The sequence below is a fragment of the Enterobacter cloacae complex sp. SHL022 genome, assembly GCF_049237785.1.
GTDB lineage: Bacteria > Pseudomonadota > Gammaproteobacteria > Enterobacterales > Enterobacteriaceae > Enterobacter > Enterobacter hormaechei_C.
In genome coordinates this window covers 779,259-797,093 of record NZ_JBMKJH010000001.1, presented here as the reverse complement: position 1 = coordinate 797,093, position 17,835 = coordinate 779,259, and the positions used below count along the sequence as shown (strand labels likewise).

Below are 17,835 nucleotides of genomic sequence, written 5' to 3'. Positions count from 1 at the left end.
CTCCTTTATTACATCTTCTCGTACGGCTTAAAGCGTTGTTGCAGGCCGCGCAGCTGGTCGATTCGCGCATCGTAGCGGGCCTGTTGCAGGCTGCCAAGCTTCACCTGTGAGCTGGCGCTGCTCAACAGGGAAATGGCCTGATCGAGGCGACCCGCCAGCGCCAGGCCTTCCGCACGCGCGGCCAGCTCCTGATCGCGGTTACCCAGTTGCCCCTGGGCCTGGGCGAGCAGTTCCCAGCCGTTCTGGTCATCTTTATTGTTAAAGGTGTAGCGGTTCAGAATGGTCACCGCCTCGCCGGGCTGGCCGCCCTGTAGGTAGGCGTTCGCCAGGTTAAGCTGCAATACCGGATTGTTGCGAATGTCTTTCGCCCCTTTCAGACGATTGATCGCATCGGTCGCTTTTTTCTGCCCCAGATCGATATCGGTGGCGAGGTCAAGATACCATGGATTGTCAGGCGCCGACGCCAGCAGCGGCTGTAGCGCTTTACGCGCTTCATCGTACTTGCTGGCCTCCATCGCCTGGAGCGCCTGACCATACTGCGCCGCGTTTTTCTCGCGCACGTTGCCTTTCGCCAGCGCGTCCAGCAGATCGCTGGTGAGCTGATTACGTCCGGAGTTGTACATGCCAAGCGTTCTCACTTTGGCCATGTAGAAATCCTGCGAAGACTGCACCACGACCGGACGCATCTGGTTGGCACGGTTACGGGCATCCGAGAGTCGGCTTTCCGGCAGCGGGTGGGTCAACAGAATTTCAGGCGGGCGCGACGAGTAGCGTGCCTGGTCGAGCAGTTTTTCCAGGAAGCTCGGCATGGCCTGCGGGTCAAAGCCGGAACGCTGTAAAACCTGAATGCCGATGCGGTCTGCTTCCTGCTCGTTCTGCTGGGTAAAGCTGATCATCCCCTGACGCGTCCCCGCCAGCGTCCCGGTAAGCGCCGCCATCCCGGCCTGCGGGCTGGCCATCGCCAGCAAAATGGAACCCAGCGCGCCCACCCAGGTCAGGGGGGCGTTACGCTTCTGATCTTCCATCGCACGCGCCAGATGGCGCTGGGTGACGTGCGAAATTTCGTGCGCCATGACGGACGCCAGCTGGCTTTCGTTATCGGAATAACGGAACAGCGCCGAATGCAGCACCACGTTCCCGCCAAAGAAGGCGAAGGCGTTGATTTCGTCGTTATTGATTAAATAGAAATGGAAGGGCGTTTTTACCGAGTCGGCGTGCGCCACCAGCCGCATCCCCAGACCGTTGATGTACTGCACCAGCAAAGGGTCGTTAATCAGCGGAGCACTGCCGCGCAGCTGGCGTACGTAATAATCACCCATCTGCATCTCCTGCCCGATGGAGAGCGTGCTTCCTGCCGTGGTGCCCATGTCCGGCAATGAATCGGACGAGTCAGCGAAAGCGGGCAACACCTGACCCACCGTCACGGCGGCAATCAGTGTCGCAACCAGTGTTTTTCTCAACTGCCTGAACATAACCACTGTCCTGTATTTTGGATGTGCTAATTTGACCGATGAACCCGCATAACGTTCATCTCCGCTGCTCTGCGAGTGTAGCCGTGTTAAGAGATGAAGAAAATCCCATTCATCAGGGTTTTGCGAAACCTGACAGTGAAACAAAAAGGAAAGTCTTTTTTGTGACAGTTAGATACAATTCACCGTCTCACTCCCGCCATTCGATTCAGGGAAGGGTTGTATGCTCGAAATGTTAATGCAGTGGTATCGGCGTCGGTTTAGCGACCCGGAAGCCATTGCTTTGCTGGTCATTCTGGTTGCCGGATTCGGTATCCTGTTCTTCTTTAGTGGCCTGCTGGCACCGCTACTGGTGGCGATTGTACTGGCGTATCTGCTGGAGTGGCCCACCGCGCGTCTGGAACATATCGGCTGTTCCCGCCGCTGGGCGACCAGCATTGTCCTGGTGCTGTTTGTCGGCATTCTGCTGCTGATGTCCTTCGTGGTGATGCCCATCGCCTGGCAACAGGGGATCTACCTGATCCGTGATATGCCCGGCATGCTGAATAAACTGTCTGATTTTGCCGCCACGCTGCCGCGCCGCTATCCTGCGCTGATGGACGCCGGGATCATCGATGCGATGGCCGAAAACATGCGCGCCCGCATCATGACCATGGGTGATTCGGTGGTGAAATACTCTCTGGCCTCGCTGGTGGGGTTGCTGACGCTGGCGGTTTACCTTGTTCTCGTGCCGCTAATGGTGTTTTTCCTAGTCAAAGATAAAGAGCAGATGCTGAACGCGGTGCGCCGCGTGCTGCCGCGCAATCGCGGTCTCGCCGGTCAGGTCTGGCAGGAGATGAACCAGCAGATCACCAACTACATTCGCGGCAAAGTGCTGGAGATGATTGTGGTGGGCGTGGCGACCTGGATTGGCTTCGTGATCTTCGGGCTGAACTACTCGCTGCTGCTGGCGGTGCTGGTCGGATTCTCGGTTCTGATCCCGTATATCGGCGCGTTTGTGGTGACCATTCCGGTAGTCGGTGTGGCGCTGTTCCAGTTTGGTCTGGGTACGGAGTTCTGGAGCTGTTTCGCCGTATACCTGATTATTCAGGGACTGGATGGGAACCTGCTGGTACCGGTGCTGTTCTCAGAAGCCGTTAACCTGCATCCGCTGGTGATTATCCTGTCAGTGGTGATTTTCGGCGGGCTGTGGGGATTCTGGGGCGTGTTCTTCGCCATTCCGCTGGCGACGCTGATTAAAGCCGTGGTCCACGCGTGGCCGGATGTGCCGGCGGTGGAGGAGAAGTAGTTTTGCCGGGTGGCGCTGCGCTTACCCGGCCTACTTATTCTTGTAGGTCGGGTAAGGCGAAGCCGCCACCCGACACTCACTTTCAGGCACTTTCTTTCAGCCACTTCAACACCACGTCGTGGTGGTTGCTGGTTTTGAAATCATCAAACACGTGCTCAACTCTACCGTCAGCGCCAATCAGGAAGCTGATACGGTGAATACCGTCGTACGTTTTGCCCATAAAGGACTTCTCACCCCAGACGCCAAACTGCTCGCAAACCTGGTGGTCTTCATCGGAAAGCAGCGTGAAGTTCAGCAGCTCTTTTTCCGCAAAACGTGACAGCTTCTCTGGCTTATCGGTGCTGATGCCCAGCACTTCCACACCGACCTTTTTCAACTCATCCATGTTGTCGCGTAGACCGCAGGCCTGTACGGTACAGCCCGGGGTCATGGCTTTCGGGTAGAAATAGACCAGAACACGCTGTCCCTGGAAGTCGGTCAAATTTACTTGCTCGCCGTCTTGATCCGGTAAGCTAAATTTCGGTGCGATATCACCGGCTTTCAGTGGGTTCATTACTCAACTCCATCCTGTTCGTGCTGCGAATAATCGACGACGCTTATACTGCCTTGCGCGTGTAATTCTGTACAGAGGGCTTTGAACGCTTGCTCGATATTTGACGCATCCTGCGAGGCAGGGCTGTGTGCGGTAATTTGAATAAACAGCGTCGGGATTGCGTTTTCATCGCCCGGCTGCGTGCGGGAAACCAGTTCGGCAATGTTCATCTGATGGCTGTCAAACAGCGCCGTAAAACGTTCAATCAGATGAGGTGAATCAGGCACTTCAACCTGTACCCAGACCGTGGCAGGCAGAGCCGGACGCGGGCGCGCGGTGGTGCGCTTCATCACAATCAGTAAATCCAGCTCTGCGCCTTTCAGCGGCAGGGTAGATTCGATGAGGGTAATGGCATTCCATGTTCCGGAAAGCAGCATGATGAACGTGAACTCTTCGCCAAGCATAGCCAGCCGGCTGTCTTCGATGTTGCAGCCGCAGCTGCTCACGTGGCGAGTGATGGTATTCACGATACCCGGCCTGTCAGCACCCAGCGCAGTGATAACCAGGTAATGTTGTGATGAGGTTGTCAAACCTGTTCTTCCTTTGCGTGGTTAAGTCTTCCTAAGGAAAGCATAAAAAAAACATGCATACAACCGCCTGAGAGCCTCAGGTCGCTTGCTTTTATTACAGTTCCAAACGTAACATTGAGGCTCTTGTTCGCACAGAGGATGGCTCATGTTCACGGGAAGTATTGTCGCGCTTGTTACACCGATGGATGAAAAAGGTAATGTCTGCCGGTCAAGCATGAAGAAGCTCATTGATTACCATGTCGCCAATGGAACCTCGGCGATCGTTTCGGTAGGGACTACCGGTGAATCCGCTACGCTGAGCCACGAAGAGCACGGCGACGTTGTGATGCTGACCCTGGAACTGGCGGACGGGCGTATTCCGGTCATCGCGGGGACGGGCGCAAACGCAACCGCAGAAGCTATCAGTCTGACCCAACGTTTTAACGACAGCGGCATTGTCGGCTGTCTGACGGTGACCCCTTATTACAACCGTCCTACTCAGGAAGGTTTGTTCCAGCATTTCAAAGCCATCGCTGAACATACTGACTTGCCACAAATTCTGTATAATGTGCCGTCCCGTACCGGTTGCGATATGCTGCCGGAAACCGTTGGCCGTCTCTCGAAAGTAAAAAATATTATCGGGATTAAAGAGGCGACAGGGAACTTAAGCCGCGTTCATCAGATCAAAGAGCTGGTTTCAGACGACTTTATCCTGTTGAGCGGTGATGATGCGACCGCGCTGGACTTTATGCAGCTCGGTGGTAACGGCGTGATTTCCGTGACGGCGAACGTGGCGGCGCGCGATATGGCTGACATGTGCAAACTGGCCGCAGCCGGTCACTTTGATGAAGCTCGCGTGATTAATCAGCGTCTGATGCCGTTGCACAATAAATTATTTGTCGAACCCAATCCGATCCCAGTGAAATGGGCATGTAAGGAGTTGGGGCTTGTAGCAACCGACACGCTGCGTCTGCCAATGACACCGATTACCGACCACGGTCGTGAAATTGTCGCTGGCGCGCTGAAGCATGCCGGTTTGCTGTAAAGTTTAGGGAGATTTGATGGCTTATTCAGTACAGAAGTCGCGCCTGGCGAAGGTTGCGGGTGTTTCGCTTGTTATGCTCCTCGCTGCCTGTAGTTCAGACTCGCGCTACAAGCGCCAGGTGAGCGGTGATGAATCCTATCTGGATGCGCCGCCGCTTGCTGAACTTCACGCGCCTGCCGGCATGATCCTGCCGATCCAGAACGGTGATTATAATATTCCGGTTACCAACGGCAGCGGCCTGGTGGGTAAAGCGCTCGATATTCGTCCGCCAGCTCAGCCTCTGGCGCTCGTGAGCGGCGCGCGCACGCAGTTCACCGGTGATACAGCTTCTCTGCTGGTGGAAAGCGCACGCGGTACAACGCTGTGGCCGCAGGTTGTAAGCGTCATTCAGTCGAAAAACTATACGATTGATAAACGCGACGACGCCAGCCAAGCTTTAACCACCGACTGGATTGAGTGGAACCGTCTCGATGAAGACCAGCAGTACCGTGGTCGTTATCAAGTCTCCGTTAAGCCGCAGGGTTATCAGCAGGCGGTTACCGTTAAGCTGTTGAATCTTGAGCAGGCAGGTAAACCGGTTGCCGATCCGTCCGCCATGCAGCGCTACAGCACTGAAATGCTGAACGTGATTGCAGCGGGTCTGGATAAGAACGCTACCGATGCCGCAAACGCCGCGCAGAACCGTAACGGCTCAACCTTTGACGTGCAGAGCGGTGCAGACGATACCGGTCTGCCGATGCTGGTGGTGCGTGCGCCGTTTAACCAGACCTGGCAGCGTCTGCCAGCAACGCTTGAAAAAGTGGGCATGAAGGTGACTGACAGCACCCGTTCAACGGGCAGTATCACAGCGACCTATAAGCCGCTGTCTGATAGCGCCTGGCAGGAGTTGGGGGCAAGCGATCCACAGCTGCCTTCCGGTGACTACAAAATCCAGGTCGGCGACCTCGATAACCGCAGCAGCCTGCAATTTATCGATCCGAAAGGACACACGCTGACCCAGGCGCAGAACGATGCGCTGGTCGCTGCCTTCCAGGCCGCATTCAGCAAATAATAGTGAGGGCTGGTTAATCCAGCCCTTTTTATTTTCGTGCTACGCAAACGTGTGCGTGGCATAATATGGCCAGTTTTGAATACAAATCATCACACCAGGAGTAATGAAGATGCAGAAGCAAGCTGAGTTGTATCGTGGCAAAGCGAAAACCGTATACAGCACGGAAAACCCGGATCTGTTGGTGCTCGAATTCCGCAATGATACGTCAGCAGGAGACGGCGCACGCATTGAGAAGTTCGATCGTAAGGGCATGGTGAATAACAAGTTCAACCACTTCATTATGACCAAACTGGCCGAAGCCGGTATCCCGACTCAGATGGAAGCGTTGTTGTCCGATACGGAATGTCTGGTAAAAAAACTGGATATGGTGCCGGTTGAGTGCGTGATCCGTAACCGTGCCGCAGGCTCCCTGGTGAAGCGTCTGGGCATTGAAGAAGGTATCGAACTGAATCCACCGCTGTTCGATCTGTTCCTGAAAAACGACGCCATGCATGACCCGATGGTCAACGAATCCTACTGTGAAACCTTCGGCTGGGTAAGCAAAGAGAACCTGGCGCGCATGCAGGAACTGACCTACAAAGCCAACGACGTGCTGAAAAAGCTGTTTGATGACGCGGGCCTGATCCTGGTCGACTTCAAGCTGGAGTTCGGTCTGTACAAAGGCGAAGTGGTGCTGGGCGACGAATTCTCTCCGGACGGCAGCCGCCTGTGGGACAAAGAGACGCTGGATAAAATGGACAAAGACCGTTTCCGCCAGAGTCTGGGTGGCGTGGTCGAAGCGTACGAAGCGGTTGCTCACCGTTTAGGCGTTAAGCTCGACTAAACTGCGCATTTGCCAAAGGATGTGGGCATCCTTTGGCGTCTTATCCTTGTTTACTATGGTAATCCTTTCATTAACCGCCTACGATCATAGCTATTATAAATGGAATAGTTCGAGGTGTTTATGCGCTGGCAAGGGCGTCGTGAAAGTGACAACGTAGAAGACAGACGCAGCAGTGGTGGCGGTGGTCCGTCTATGGGCGGGCCAGGTTTCCGGCTACCCAGCGGCAAGGGCGGCATTATTCTGCTGGTCGTCGTGCTGGTGGCGGGCTACTACGGTGTCGACCTGACCGGTTTGATGACCGGTGAAACCGGGCAACAGCAGCAGTATTCTCAGCGCTCCATCAGCCCGAATGAAGATGAAGCGGCGAAATTTACTTCCGTTATTCTCGCGACGACCGAAGATACCTGGGGTCAGCAGTTCGAGAAAATGGGGCGGACTTATCAGCCGCCAAAACTGGTGATGTACCGGGGCGCAACCCGCACCGGCTGTGGCACCGGGCAGTCCGTTATGGGGCCGTTCTACTGCCCGGCGGACAGCACCGTCTATATCGATCTCTCCTTCTATGACGACATGAAAAGCAAGCTGGGCGCCGACGGCGATTTTGCCCAGGGCTACGTGATCGCGCATGAAGTCGGCCACCATGTGCAGAAGCTCCTCGGCATTGAGCCTAAAGTGCGTCAGATGCAGCAGAATGCGTCTCAGGCGGAGGTGAATCGTCTGTCCGTACGCATGGAGCTTCAGGCCGACTGCTTCGCTGGCGTCTGGGGACACAGCATGCAGCAGCAGGGCGTGCTGGAAACAGGCGATCTGGAAGAGGCCCTGAATGCCGCACAGGCGATTGGTGACGATCGCTTGCAGCAGCAGAGCCAGGGGCGCGTTGTGCCGGACAGCTTTACCCATGGCACCTCAGAGCAGCGCTACAGCTGGTTTAAGCGTGGCTTCGACAGCGGCAACCCGTCGCAGTGTAATACCTTCGGCAAAGCTATGTGATGTTGGGGTTTGAACAGCTGGTTAACCAGCTTCAGCGTACCGGGCACCGCCGGCTGGTGGTGCTCAGCGGCGATGAAGCGTGGACGTTGAGCCAGGCGACCCATCTGCGCGATACGTTACCAGGAGACTGGCTGTGGCTGGAGGAAAACCCCTCTAAGGCCATCAGCGGCCTGCTGGGACGTGAATACCTGCACGCCGTTTTTGACGCGCGAGACGGGTTTGACGTCTCGGCCTTCGCCGCCCTCAGCGGGACCCTGCGCGCCGGAAGCCTTCTGGTGCTGCTGGTGCCGCCGTTCTCCGTCTGGGCCGACAGGCCCGACAGGGATTCTCTGCGCTGGAGCGACAGCGCAGAGCCGATCGCCACCCCGCACTTTGTTCACCACTTTTGCCGGATGCTTGCCGCCGATTCAGATGCCATCGTCTGGCATCAACATCGTCCTCTGTGCCTTCCCGTTGCGCCAGATTTACCCGCCTGGCAGCCCGCCAGCGGTGAACCGCAGCGCGAGCAGGCTGAAATCCTCGACGCTCTTCTGACCATGCCTGCGGGCGTGGTCGCCGTGACGGCGCCGCGCGGACGGGGAAAGTCCGCCCTGGCGGGCATGTTGCTGAGCGGCATTCAGGGGAGTGCAGTAGTGACGGCACCGGCAAAAGGGGCGACGGATGTCATCGCGCGTTTCGCCGGGGAACATTTTCACTTTATGGCCCCGGATGCGCTGCTGGCCTCCACCACAGAAGCTGACTGGCTGATTGTCGATGAGGCAGCCGCCATCCCCGGCCCGCTGCTGGAGAAGCTGGTGTCGCGCTTTCCCCGCGTGTTGCTGACCACCACGGTGCAGGGTTATGAAGGCACGGGCAGGGGATTCCTGCTGAAGTTCTGCGCCCGGTTCAGCGGGCTGCGGCGCTATACCTTATCCACGCCAGTTCGCTGGGCTGCCGGATGCCCCCTTGAGCGGATAGTGGCGAACGCGCTGCTGTTCGACGATGCGCTTATCGATCGCAAACCGGCAGGGGAGGTACGTTTAACGTCGCTGGAGCCCGGGATATGGGAGAACGATCCGGCGCGCGGGGCAGGCGTGTATGAACTGCTGTGTGCCGCGCACTACCGAACGTCCCCCCTCGATTTACGCCGGATGATGGACGCCCCCGGCCAGCACTTTGCTGTTGCTCAGGCGGGCGCGGAGATCGCGGGCGCGCTCTGGCTGGTGGAGGAGGGGGGATTACCCCCTGAACTTAGCCGCGCAGTATGGGCGGGGTTTCGTCGGCCGCGTGGAAATCTGGTGGCGCAGTCGCTGGCGGCGCACGGCGGTTCGCCGCTCGCGGCGACGCTGAAAGGCCGACGCGTCAGCCGCATTGCGGTTCATCCCCATCGCCAGCGGGAAGGCATCGGCCAGCGGCTGATCCGCAGTGCCAGCGGAGAAGATTATCTCTCGGTCAGCTTTGGCTATACCGACGAGCTGTGGCGTTTCTGGCGGCAGTGCGGGTTTGTGCTGGTGCGGATGGGCAGCCACCGGGAAGCCAGCAGCGGGTGCTATACGGCGATGGCGTTGCTGCCGCTGAGCGAGGCGGGGCATCAGCTCTGCGAACAGGCGCATCAGCGTTTATGTCGTGATATGCGCGTCCTGTCGGCCTGGAATGGCGAAAAGATCCCGGTGACGGATGCATGGGAAGCTACCCTTAATAGTGATGACTGGCTGGAGCTGGCGGGGTTTGCCTTTGCTCACCGGGCGTTTTCAACCTCGGTTGCGGCGCTAACGCGATTGGTGTTAGCCGTGGACATCCCACTCCCGGCGCTGCGCGGGAAAATGGAAGGGAATACGCACGATTTCGGGCGCAAAGCGTTGCTGGCGAAGCTACGCGAGGAAACCGCACGCGCGCTTGAAAGGCTTGATTACTCCCGTAGCCAGCAGCTGAAAGCCGACATTTTGCAATGACAATTTTTTCAATGACTTCTTCAGTAAAGTGGCATGGTCATTACCCCGCAGAGGCGTAAAATCCTGCTTATCAATTAAGGAGATCGCCATGAAACATGACCATTTTGTTGTGCAAAGCCCGGATACGCCTGCTAAACAGCTCCTGCTTCTGTTTCATGGCGTGGGCGACAATGCCGTCAATATGGGACAGATTGGCAGCTGGTTTGCACCCGTTTTCCCACACGCGCTGATCGTCAGCATCGGCGGCGTGGAGCCGTGCGGTCCGGACGGTCGGCAGTGGTTTTCCGTCGAGGGCGTGACGGAGGAGAATCGTCAGGCGCGTATTGATGCCGTTATGCCAGCCTTTATCGATACCGTGCGTTACTGGCAGCAGCAGAGCGGCGTAGGCGCCGACGCAACGGCGCTGATTGGCTTCTCTCAGGGTTCAATCATGTCGCTGGAAAGCGTAAAAGCGCAGCCCGGACTGGTGTCCCGCGTGATTGCCTTTAACGGGCGTTTTGCGACGTTACCGCAAAGCGCGACCACGCAGACCACGATCCATCTCATTCATGGGGGTGAAGACCGGGTAATTGAGCTTTCGCATGCAGTAGCCGCCCAGGAGACGCTGATGCGCGAGGGCGGAGATGTGACGCTGGATATCGTAGACGATCTGGGGCATGCCATTGACGATCGCAGCATGCAGTTCGCGCTCGATCATCTGCGTTATACCGTACCGAAGCACTACTTTGATGAGGCGCTCAGCGGCGCTAAGCCGAATGACGATGATATCGTCGAGTTTATTTAAACATTTCCCCTCACCCTAACCCTCTCCCCAAAGGGAGAGGGAACAAAACCCCCCTCGTCCCTCTGGGGAGAGGGGCCGGGGGTGAGGGGTGTGTACAATTACTTCTTCTGGTCCTTCTTCGGCCAGTCGTCTTCATCGTCCCACTTGTCGTTAAAATCACGGTGCGGCGGAAGATCCGGTTTGTTGGCAAGGAACTTTTTGTGGTCAACGCGCTTGAGATCTTTAATCACGTTAAGCAGCACGCCTACCAGAAATACCAACACCAGAATCCACCAGTACTTTGAAAGCCAGTCCATTCGCTAATCCTCTTTAAGCACCCGTCAGGCGACGAGTTGCTCCATAATACGTTGATACATGCGGGCCAGCAGTTGTAAATCGGCAGCGTTCACGCATTCATTGATTTTGTGAATCGTCGCGTTAACCGGACCCAGTTCGACAACCTGTGCGCCCATGCGGGCGATAAAGCGTCCGTCAGACGTGCCGCCCGTTGTCAGCAGTTGTGGCTTAATTTCATTATAGTGCGCAATGGCGTTCACTACCGCATCCACCAGTTTACCGCGCTGCGTCAGGAACGGCTGGCCAGACAGCCACCAGTCGAGGGTATAGCGCAGCTGATATTTCTCGAGCAGCGCAATCACTCGCGCTTTGATCATCTCGTCAGTCAGTTCGGTGCTGAAGCGGAAGTTAAACTGGACGAAGAGATCGCCGGGAATGACGTTGTTGCTGCCGGTGCCAGCCTTGATGTTGGCTATCTGCATGCTGGTTGGCGGGAAAAATTCATTGCCTTTATCCCATTCAATGCTCACAAGTTCGTTCAGCATCGGCGCGGCGCGGTGTACCGGGTTATCCGCCAGGTGCGGATAGGCAACGTGGCCCTGCACGCCATGAATAGTCAAATTGCAGGTCAGGGATCCACGGCGGCCATTTTTCACAACATCGCCCACCACTTCGGTGCTGGACGGTTCGCCCACCAGACAGTAGTCCAGACGTTCATTGCGCGCCATCAGCGCCTCAACGACCTTCACGGTGCCGTTGTGGGCGCTGGCTTCTTCATCGGAGGTAATCAAAAACGCAAGACGGTTTTTATGGTTCGGATGCTGGGCGACGAAACGCTCTGCCGCCACGACCATCGCAGCCAGGGAACCTTTCATGTCCGCAGCGCCGCGTCCGAAAAGCATGCCGTCTCGAATGGTCGGCTCAAAAGGCGGGTTGATCCAGCGGTCTGCGTCGCCCGCGGGAACTACGTCAGTATGTCCGGCAAACGCCAGCGTCTCCCCCTGACCGCGCCATGCCCAGAAGTTCTGCGTATCGCCAAAATCCATGTGCTCCACGGTAAAACCGATGGCACGCAGGCGCTCAATCATTAATGCCTGACAACCTGCGTCGTCCGGGCTAAGGGAAGGACGGCGAATAAGCTGCTGAGTCAGCTCAATGACCGGGCATGACATAGACTACACCTCAACGAATAAATCTGAATAAAGGGTTTCACTGAAACCCAGCAGCATAGGCTGACCTGGCTTGCAGAGCAATGGGCGTTTGATGATTGCCGGCATTTCAAGCATCAGTTTGGCTGCGCTGTCGGCGTCGTTGATCGTGGCCCGTAGAGATTCATCCAGTTTTCGCCAGGTGGTCCCGCGGGTATTCAGCAGCGCTTCCCATCCCAGTTCGTTGATGGCGGAATGGAGAAACGCGGGGTCAAGCCCGTCGGCACGGTAATCGTGGAAGCGATAGTCGATGTTGTGTGCTTCCAGCCAGCGGCGGGCTTTTTTAATCGTGTCGCAATTTTTAATGCCGTACATCACAACCATAGTGAATCCTTTTGTTCTTTTGTGGATTAAATGTTCAATATTTTCGAAGATATATCCTGAAGCGGAATATAACACATTCGGAATTTTTCGGGATTTACAATTCTCCATAATTCAACGAACAGCTGTAAGCTGAATAGTCTTTCATCTTTTAAGCATAGTTGTCCACCCTGTTTAAATTGCCAATAAACTCAGGGGGAAATTAAAAATGCTGTCATTTTTCCGACTATTTCAAAATATTGCTGTAGGTCACATAAAATTTACCCGGCAACGCTCATAGTGATCCTAAACCTACCAGTACAGCGGGGCTCAATCACAGCAATCGGTTAAAGTGGCTTCACAATGATGATACGTTTTCGTAGAATGCGCATAATAATAAGAGAGGTTGTTATGATTGAACGTGAACTGGGGAACTGGAAAGATTTTATCGAAGGCATGCTTCGTAAATGAATTTCCGGTAAGAAATGCAAGAGCACTTAATTAACTAAAATAACCATAGTGTGAAAGAATCACACAATAAAAAGGCGGCCTGTAAAGCCGCCTTTTTTATTTCAACGGGTTATTCCGGCTTATCCTTCAGCGGGAAACGACGACGTATCAGCACAAAGAACAGCGGTACGAAATAGATAGCCAGTATCGTCGCGGATATCATTCCCCCCATAACGCCCGTACCCACTGCGTGCTGGCTGCTGGAGCCTGCGCCGGAGCTGGTGGCCATCGGCAGGACGCCAAACACAAAAGCCAGAGAGGTCATCAGGATCGGACGCAGGCGCTGACGACAGGCGTGCAGCGTGGCGGCCATCAGTTCGTGACCTTTGGCATTCATCTCATTGGCAAATTCGACGATCAGAATGGCGTTTTTTGCCGACAATCCGATCACGGTGAGGAGTCCGACCTGGAAATAGACATCATTTTCCAGGCCGCGCATCCAGGTTGCCAGCAGCGCGCCGATGACCCCGAGAGGCACCACCAGCATCACCGAGAACGGCACTGACCAGCTTTCATACAGCGCCGCCAGGCAAAGGAATACCACCAGCAGCGAAAGAGCATACAGGGCAGGCGCCTGAGCGCCGGAAAGCCGTTCCTGGTAGGACATCGCCGTCCACTCCAGGCCAAAGCCGGTCGGTAACTGCTGAACCAGTTTTTCCATAATGTCCATTGCGGTACCGGTACTGACGCCCGGCGCGGCTTCACCGACAATCTCCAGCGCCGAATAGCCGTTGTAACGCTCCAGACGCGGCGAACCGGTCTCCCAGCGTGACGTCGCAAACGCCGAGAACGGCACCATGCCGCCGGTGTTATTGCGCACATACCAGCGGTTGATATCGTCCGGCAGCATGCGGTATTTGGCGGCAGACTGAACGTAGACCTTCTTCACGCGGCCGCGATCCATAAAGTCATTTACGTAGCTTGAGCCCCATGCCGTTTGCAGGGTGTCGTTAATGTCGTCGATGGAGACGCCCAGCGCCTGCGCTTTACGCTGGTCAATATCCACCTGTAGCTGAGGGCTGTCATCCAGACCGTTATGACGAACGCGGGTAAGCTGCGGATCTTTCCCGGCCAGCTCGAGCAGTTTATCGCGAGCAGCCATCAACGCGTCATGCCCGGCACCCGCGTGATCCTGAAGCTCCATATCAAACCCGGCTGAGCTGCCCAGGCCGCTGATGGCGGGCGGGCTGCTGGCGAAAACGCGCGCTTCCTTGATTTTGTTGAACGCTTTGGTTGCACGCTCAATGATGGCAAAGGAGGAGCCGGTATCGCTGTCGCGCTGGTCCCAGTCTTTCAGGCGCACAAACATACGCGCCACGTTCTGCCCGTTACCGCCGGGGCCAGAGCCGACGGTGGAGAAGACGGAGACCACGTTATCTTTCTCCTGAGTATGGAAGTAGTTCTCAACCTTCTGCACCACTTTCAGGGTCTGCTGCTGGGTCGAGCCGCTCGGTAACTGTACGGAGGTAATAAACATGCCGCGATCTTCCAGCGGCAGGAACGAGGTTGGCAGCCGCAGGAACAGGAACACCATGCCGCCGAGCAGCAGGACATAAACCACCATCCAGCGCACGCTGCGGTGCAGTACTTTACCCACGCCCGCTTCATAGCGCGCCGCATTGCGGTTAAACATGCGGTTAAACCAGCCGAAGAAGCCTTTTTGACCGTGGTGTTCGCCCTTATGCAGCGGTTTGAGCAGCGTCGCGCACAGGGCAGGGGTAAGGATCATTGCCACGAGTACGGAGAGCACCATTGCAGAGACGATGGTGATCGAGAACTGGCGATAAATCGCGCCCGTGGTGCCGCCAAAAAATGCCATCGGGATAAATACCGCCGACAGCACCATGGCGATACCGACCAGCGCGCCCTGAATTTGTCCCATCGATTTGCGCGTGGCCTCGCGGGGCGAAAGCCCTTCCTCGCTCATAATGCGCTCGACGTTTTCCACCACCACGATGGCATCATCCACCAGCAGGCCGATGGCCAGCACCATGGCGAACATGGTCAGGGTGTTGATGCTGTAACCGAAGGCATACAGCACCGCAAAGGTTCCCAGCAGCACCACCGGCACCGCAATGGTGGGGATCAGCGTGGCGCGGAAGTTTTGCAGGAACAGGTACATCACGAGGAACACCAGCGCGATAGCTTCGAGCAGGGTTTTCACCACATCTTCGATGGAGGCTTTTACGAATGAGGTGGTTTCGTAGGCGACTTTGTACTCCAGTCCGTGCGGGAAGTAATGCGACAGTTCATCCAGACGCTCTAACACCCGCTGCGCGGTCGCCATTTCGTTGGCGCCGGAGGCCAGTTTTACCCCCAGTCCGGACGCGGCATTGCCGTTAAAGCGACTCAGGTAGTCATATTTTTCCGCCCCCATTTCCACGGTGGCGACATCCCCCAGACGCACTTCCGAACCGTCCTGATTCACGCGCAGAGTAATATTGCGGAACTGGTCAGGTGTCTGGAGCAGCGACTGGGAGTTGATGGTGGCGTTAAGCGCCTGGTTGTCCACGGACGGCGTACCGCCGAGCTGCCCCACGGCAATCTGGGCGTTCTGCGATTCGATAGCGTCGGTGACATCTTTAGCGGTCATCTGCACGCTGTTCAGCTTGTTGGGATCCAGCCAGATACGCATGGAGTACTGCGAGCCGTAGGCGTCGATATCACCCACGCCGTTGATACGGCTGAGCGGGTCCTGAATATTACTGGCGACGTAGTCCGCGATGTCCTGCTTATCCATCGAGCCATCGGTTGAAACAAACGCGATGGTCAAAATATTGGTGTCACCGGTTTTACGCACGGTCACCCCCTGGTTCTGCACCGCCTGAGGCAGTTTACGCAGGGCCGATTGCAGCTGGTTTTGCACCTGCTGCACCGCTTCATCCGGATCCGTGCCCGCCGTAAAGCTCAGGGTTACCGTCGCCTGGCCCGTGGCACTGCTCTGCGAGGACATGTACATCAGGTTATCAAGACCCGTCATGTTCTGCTCGATAACCTGCGTGACGGTATTTTCCAGCGTCTGTGCCGAGGCGCCAGGATAGTTCGCCGTGATACGCACGTTGGGGGGCGCGAGGTCGGGGTATTGCTCAACAGGAAGGGAAGTAATCGCCAGGACACCCGTCAGACACAACAGGATTGCAAGCACCCAGGCAAAAATGGGGCGATCGATGAAAAAATTCGCCATTAAAGTGTGACCTCGTTTTGCTGCACGTCATTATTGTTTATTGCCCGCCTAACTTTAGCGGTAAGGCCCAGGTCAAACGTGGAGAAATAAAGGAGATAATGTAAATTATCATGCGCTTTTTTCAGCGCGCCTTCTTTCCCGCTATTTTTCAGCCTGCGCCGCAGGCGTCCGGAACGTTACGCTGACCTGTGTCCCACCCTGTGGCGGCTGAGAAAAGTGTAATGTCCCGCCGAGCCGTCCCGCGCGTTCGCGCATGATATTCAGCCCGTAATGCCCCGGCGGTTCACTGGCGTCGCCGATACCAATACCGTTGTCGCGGATCGTGACTGTGTGAGTGCCGTCCGCGGTGGTGACGCAGCTGACCACAATCTCGCTCGCGTCGGCATGTTTAATCGCATTCAGCACTGCCTCACGCACAATCTGTAAGAGGTGCACCTGTTTTTGCGCGTCCAGCGCCAGCGATGAGAGACGGCAGTCGAGCACCAACTTCGCGCTGGTCTGGCTTTGCAACCCGTCAAGAGACTCCTGTAGCGCGGCAGGAAGATTGGCGTGATTGAGCGTCAGGCGGAAGGTGGTGAGCAGCTCGCGTAGCTGATGCCAGGCGTTATTCAGCTCGCGAGAGAAGTCCGTGATGATAGCCTGCGCCGGGGCATTGTCGCCCGGCACGGCATGCTTCAGCAGCGTAAGCTGAATACGCAAATAGGAGAGCACCTGCGCCAGCGAATCATGCAGCTCGCGCGCGATGGTGGCGCGCTCCTCCATCAGCAGCAACTGCTGATAATGTTTCTGCGCCTGATTGAAATAGAGCCCCCGGCCCAGCATCGTCGCCACGCTTTCCATGAGCGGCAGCGGAACATCCCCGGTCGCGCTTTGCCAGCGCAGTTCGCCGTACAGGGTATCCTGCATTAACACCGGTAAATTGTGCATTTTCTCGCCCGGGGTCTCCAGTCCTTCGTAAAGCTGCCAGTCGTCACTGGTGCGCAATTGCAGGTAATTCATCTGCGTATAGTCATGCACAATCTGCAAAATATGCCGGAAGCAGTGGCTGTCTATCTGCCCGGTATTCAACGCCTGTGAGCATTTGAACAGCATTTCGAGCTGCTGATGGGCTTCATTCAGGTGGCGGGTTTTTTCGGCAACGGAGTGCTCAAGGGAACGGTACAGGGTGTGTAATTCCGCCGACATATGGTTGAAGGCGCGGGAAAGCTGGCCCAGCTCGTTGGGAAGCATAATATCCGGCGCGGGAGTGTCGAACTGGCCCTGTTCGATACGCTCGCTCGCCGCCACCAGATTATTCAGCGGCAGCACAACCTGACGGCGGATGCGCCGCAGGGTCACCACCGCCAGCAGCAGGATGCCCAGGCCGCCCGTCAGCGACATGCAAATCACCAGCTGAATTTTATGTTCGGTGTAGTGCTGAAGCGCCAGCACAAAGGCATCTATCCTGCCCACGAAATCCTCTATGTGGTTCTGATACCACCCGGTATCGCCGCTGGCGATACGCGTGTCCATCTCCTGCCAGCCAAGGTGCAACTGCTGGTAACGCTGTTTGACGTCCTCTGGCACGTACCAGCGGTTTAGCTTCTGCAACGCAGGCGCGCTCAGCGTTTTCTGCCAGACCGCGCGGTGCTCCGCCAGCGACGGGCTGGCGCGCTGCATTTCGTAGCCCAGGCGGTAGCTCTGCATGCGCAGCGATCCGGCGATGTTAATCGCCTCGGCGTCGCGCTGGCTGCTGGCGAGTGTAACCAGCGCAATGGCGCTGATCAGAACGGACAAGACAATCATCGAAAAGAAAGCCCGAGCCAGGCTTCCCGATACGGGGCGTTTAACGGTCACTCATCGGCTTCCTGAATTAAATTGATCTGCCACAGGTTC

Annotated in this window: 16 protein-coding genes; 8 read left to right on the top strand and 8 right to left on the bottom strand. The window is 56.5% G+C overall.

The window, feature by feature from the left end; translation table 11 throughout:
• Nucleotides 1-8 precede the first annotated feature (8 nt).
• Nucleotides 9-1,472, bottom strand: coding sequence for a beta-barrel assembly-enhancing protease (bepA, locus tag ACOTZD_RS03740; protein WP_003860547.1), 1,464 nt, complete (start codon nucleotides 1,470-1,472; stop codon nucleotides 9-11).
• 220 nt (nucleotides 1,473-1,692) lie between these two features.
• Here bepA and ACOTZD_RS03735 point away from each other — a divergent pair, with 220 nt between their 5' ends.
• Nucleotides 1,693-2,757, top strand: a complete 1,065-nt coding sequence (locus tag ACOTZD_RS03735) for an AI-2E family transporter (RefSeq protein ID WP_003860546.1) — start codon at nucleotides 1,693-1,695, stop codon at nucleotides 2,755-2,757.
• Nucleotides 2,758-2,839: 82 nt separating this feature from the next.
• Here ACOTZD_RS03735 and bcp read toward each other — a convergent pair whose 3' ends face one another.
• Complete coding sequence (gene bcp, locus ACOTZD_RS03730; RefSeq protein ID WP_003860544.1) at nucleotides 2,840-3,310, bottom strand: thioredoxin-dependent thiol peroxidase; 471 nt, start codon at nucleotides 3,308-3,310, stop codon at nucleotides 2,840-2,842.
• Complete coding sequence (locus ACOTZD_RS03725; RefSeq protein WP_000213743.1) at nucleotides 3,310-3,879, bottom strand: glycine cleavage system transcriptional repressor; 570 nt, start codon at nucleotides 3,877-3,879, stop codon at nucleotides 3,310-3,312. Before ACOTZD_RS03725 ends, bcp begins: the two co-directional genes overlap by 1 nt.
• A gap of 145 nt (nucleotides 3,880-4,024) precedes the next feature.
• Here ACOTZD_RS03725 and dapA point away from each other — a divergent pair, with 145 nt between their 5' ends.
• The 6 genes from dapA to ypfH all read left to right on the top strand — a co-directional run bounded on the left by dapA (nucleotide 4,025) and on the right by ypfH (nucleotide 10,482).
• Nucleotides 4,025-4,903: a 4-hydroxy-tetrahydrodipicolinate synthase gene (gene dapA / locus ACOTZD_RS03720; RefSeq protein WP_003860542.1), complete on the top strand. Its 879-nt coding sequence runs from the start codon at nucleotides 4,025-4,027 to the stop codon at nucleotides 4,901-4,903.
• Between the two features lie 16 nt (nucleotides 4,904-4,919).
• Nucleotides 4,920-5,954, top strand: coding sequence for an outer membrane protein assembly factor BamC (gene bamC, locus ACOTZD_RS03715; protein WP_003860539.1), 1,035 nt, complete (start codon nucleotides 4,920-4,922; stop codon nucleotides 5,952-5,954).
• A 109-nt stretch (nucleotides 5,955-6,063) separates the two neighbouring features.
• Nucleotides 6,064-6,777, top strand: a complete 714-nt coding sequence (gene purC / locus ACOTZD_RS03710) for a phosphoribosylaminoimidazolesuccinocarboxamide synthase (protein WP_003860538.1) — start codon at nucleotides 6,064-6,066, stop codon at nucleotides 6,775-6,777.
• 120 nt (nucleotides 6,778-6,897) lie between these two features.
• Entirely contained in the window at nucleotides 6,898-7,767 is an 870-nt protein-coding gene (locus ACOTZD_RS03705; RefSeq protein ID WP_001303362.1) for a neutral zinc metallopeptidase, read from the top strand.
• On the top strand, nucleotides 7,767-9,698 hold the full coding sequence (locus tag ACOTZD_RS03700) for a tRNA(Met) cytidine acetyltransferase TmcA (protein WP_174402149.1): 1,932 nt from the start codon (nucleotides 7,767-7,769) through the stop codon (nucleotides 9,696-9,698). The genes ACOTZD_RS03705 and ACOTZD_RS03700 overlap by 1 nt, the downstream gene beginning before the upstream one ends.
• An 88-nt stretch (nucleotides 9,699-9,786) precedes the next feature.
• Nucleotides 9,787-10,482 (top strand): esterase, encoded by a 696-nt coding sequence (gene ypfH / locus ACOTZD_RS03695; protein ID WP_023314628.1) that lies wholly within the window; start codon nucleotides 9,787-9,789, stop codon nucleotides 10,480-10,482.
• Between the two features lie 98 nt (nucleotides 10,483-10,580).
• On the opposite strand, the gene ACOTZD_RS03690 is transcribed toward ypfH, so the two are convergent.
• From ACOTZD_RS03690 to ACOTZD_RS03680, 3 genes are read right to left on the bottom strand one after another with little or no spacing between them, the layout of a single operon-like run.
• Nucleotides 10,581-10,778 carry a YpfN family protein gene (locus tag ACOTZD_RS03690; RefSeq protein ID WP_000383991.1) on the bottom strand — a complete coding sequence of 66 codons (198 nt, stop codon included), beginning with the start codon at nucleotides 10,776-10,778 and terminating at the stop codon, nucleotides 10,581-10,583.
• A gap of 24 nt (nucleotides 10,779-10,802) precedes the next feature.
• Nucleotides 10,803-11,930: a succinyl-diaminopimelate desuccinylase gene (dapE, locus tag ACOTZD_RS03685; protein WP_003863566.1), complete on the bottom strand. Its 1,128-nt coding sequence runs from the start codon at nucleotides 11,928-11,930 to the stop codon at nucleotides 10,803-10,805.
• A 3-nt stretch (nucleotides 11,931-11,933) separates the two neighbouring features.
• Complete coding sequence (locus ACOTZD_RS03680) at nucleotides 11,934-12,290, bottom strand: ArsC family reductase (RefSeq protein ID WP_015572203.1); 357 nt, start codon at nucleotides 12,288-12,290, stop codon at nucleotides 11,934-11,936.
• A 387-nt stretch (nucleotides 12,291-12,677) separates the two neighbouring features.
• Here ACOTZD_RS03680 and ypfM point away from each other — a divergent pair, with 387 nt between their 5' ends.
• The gene (gene ypfM / locus ACOTZD_RS03675; protein WP_015572204.1) at nucleotides 12,678-12,737 is read left to right on the top strand and encodes a protein YpfM; all 60 of its coding nucleotides are present in this window, start codon (nucleotides 12,678-12,680) and stop codon (nucleotides 12,735-12,737) included.
• A 109-nt stretch (nucleotides 12,738-12,846) separates the two neighbouring features.
• Here ypfM and acrD read toward each other — a convergent pair whose 3' ends face one another.
• Nucleotides 12,847-15,960 carry a multidrug efflux RND transporter permease AcrD gene (acrD, locus tag ACOTZD_RS03670; RefSeq protein WP_003863561.1) on the bottom strand — a complete coding sequence of 1,038 codons (3,114 nt, stop codon included), beginning with the start codon at nucleotides 15,958-15,960 and terminating at the stop codon, nucleotides 12,847-12,849.
• Between the two features lie 141 nt (nucleotides 15,961-16,101).
• Nucleotides 16,102-17,796: a nitrate/nitrite two-component system sensor histidine kinase NarQ gene (gene narQ, locus ACOTZD_RS03665; protein WP_174402150.1), complete on the bottom strand. Its 1,695-nt coding sequence runs from the start codon at nucleotides 17,794-17,796 to the stop codon at nucleotides 16,102-16,104.
• Nucleotides 17,797-17,835 lie beyond the last annotated feature (39 nt).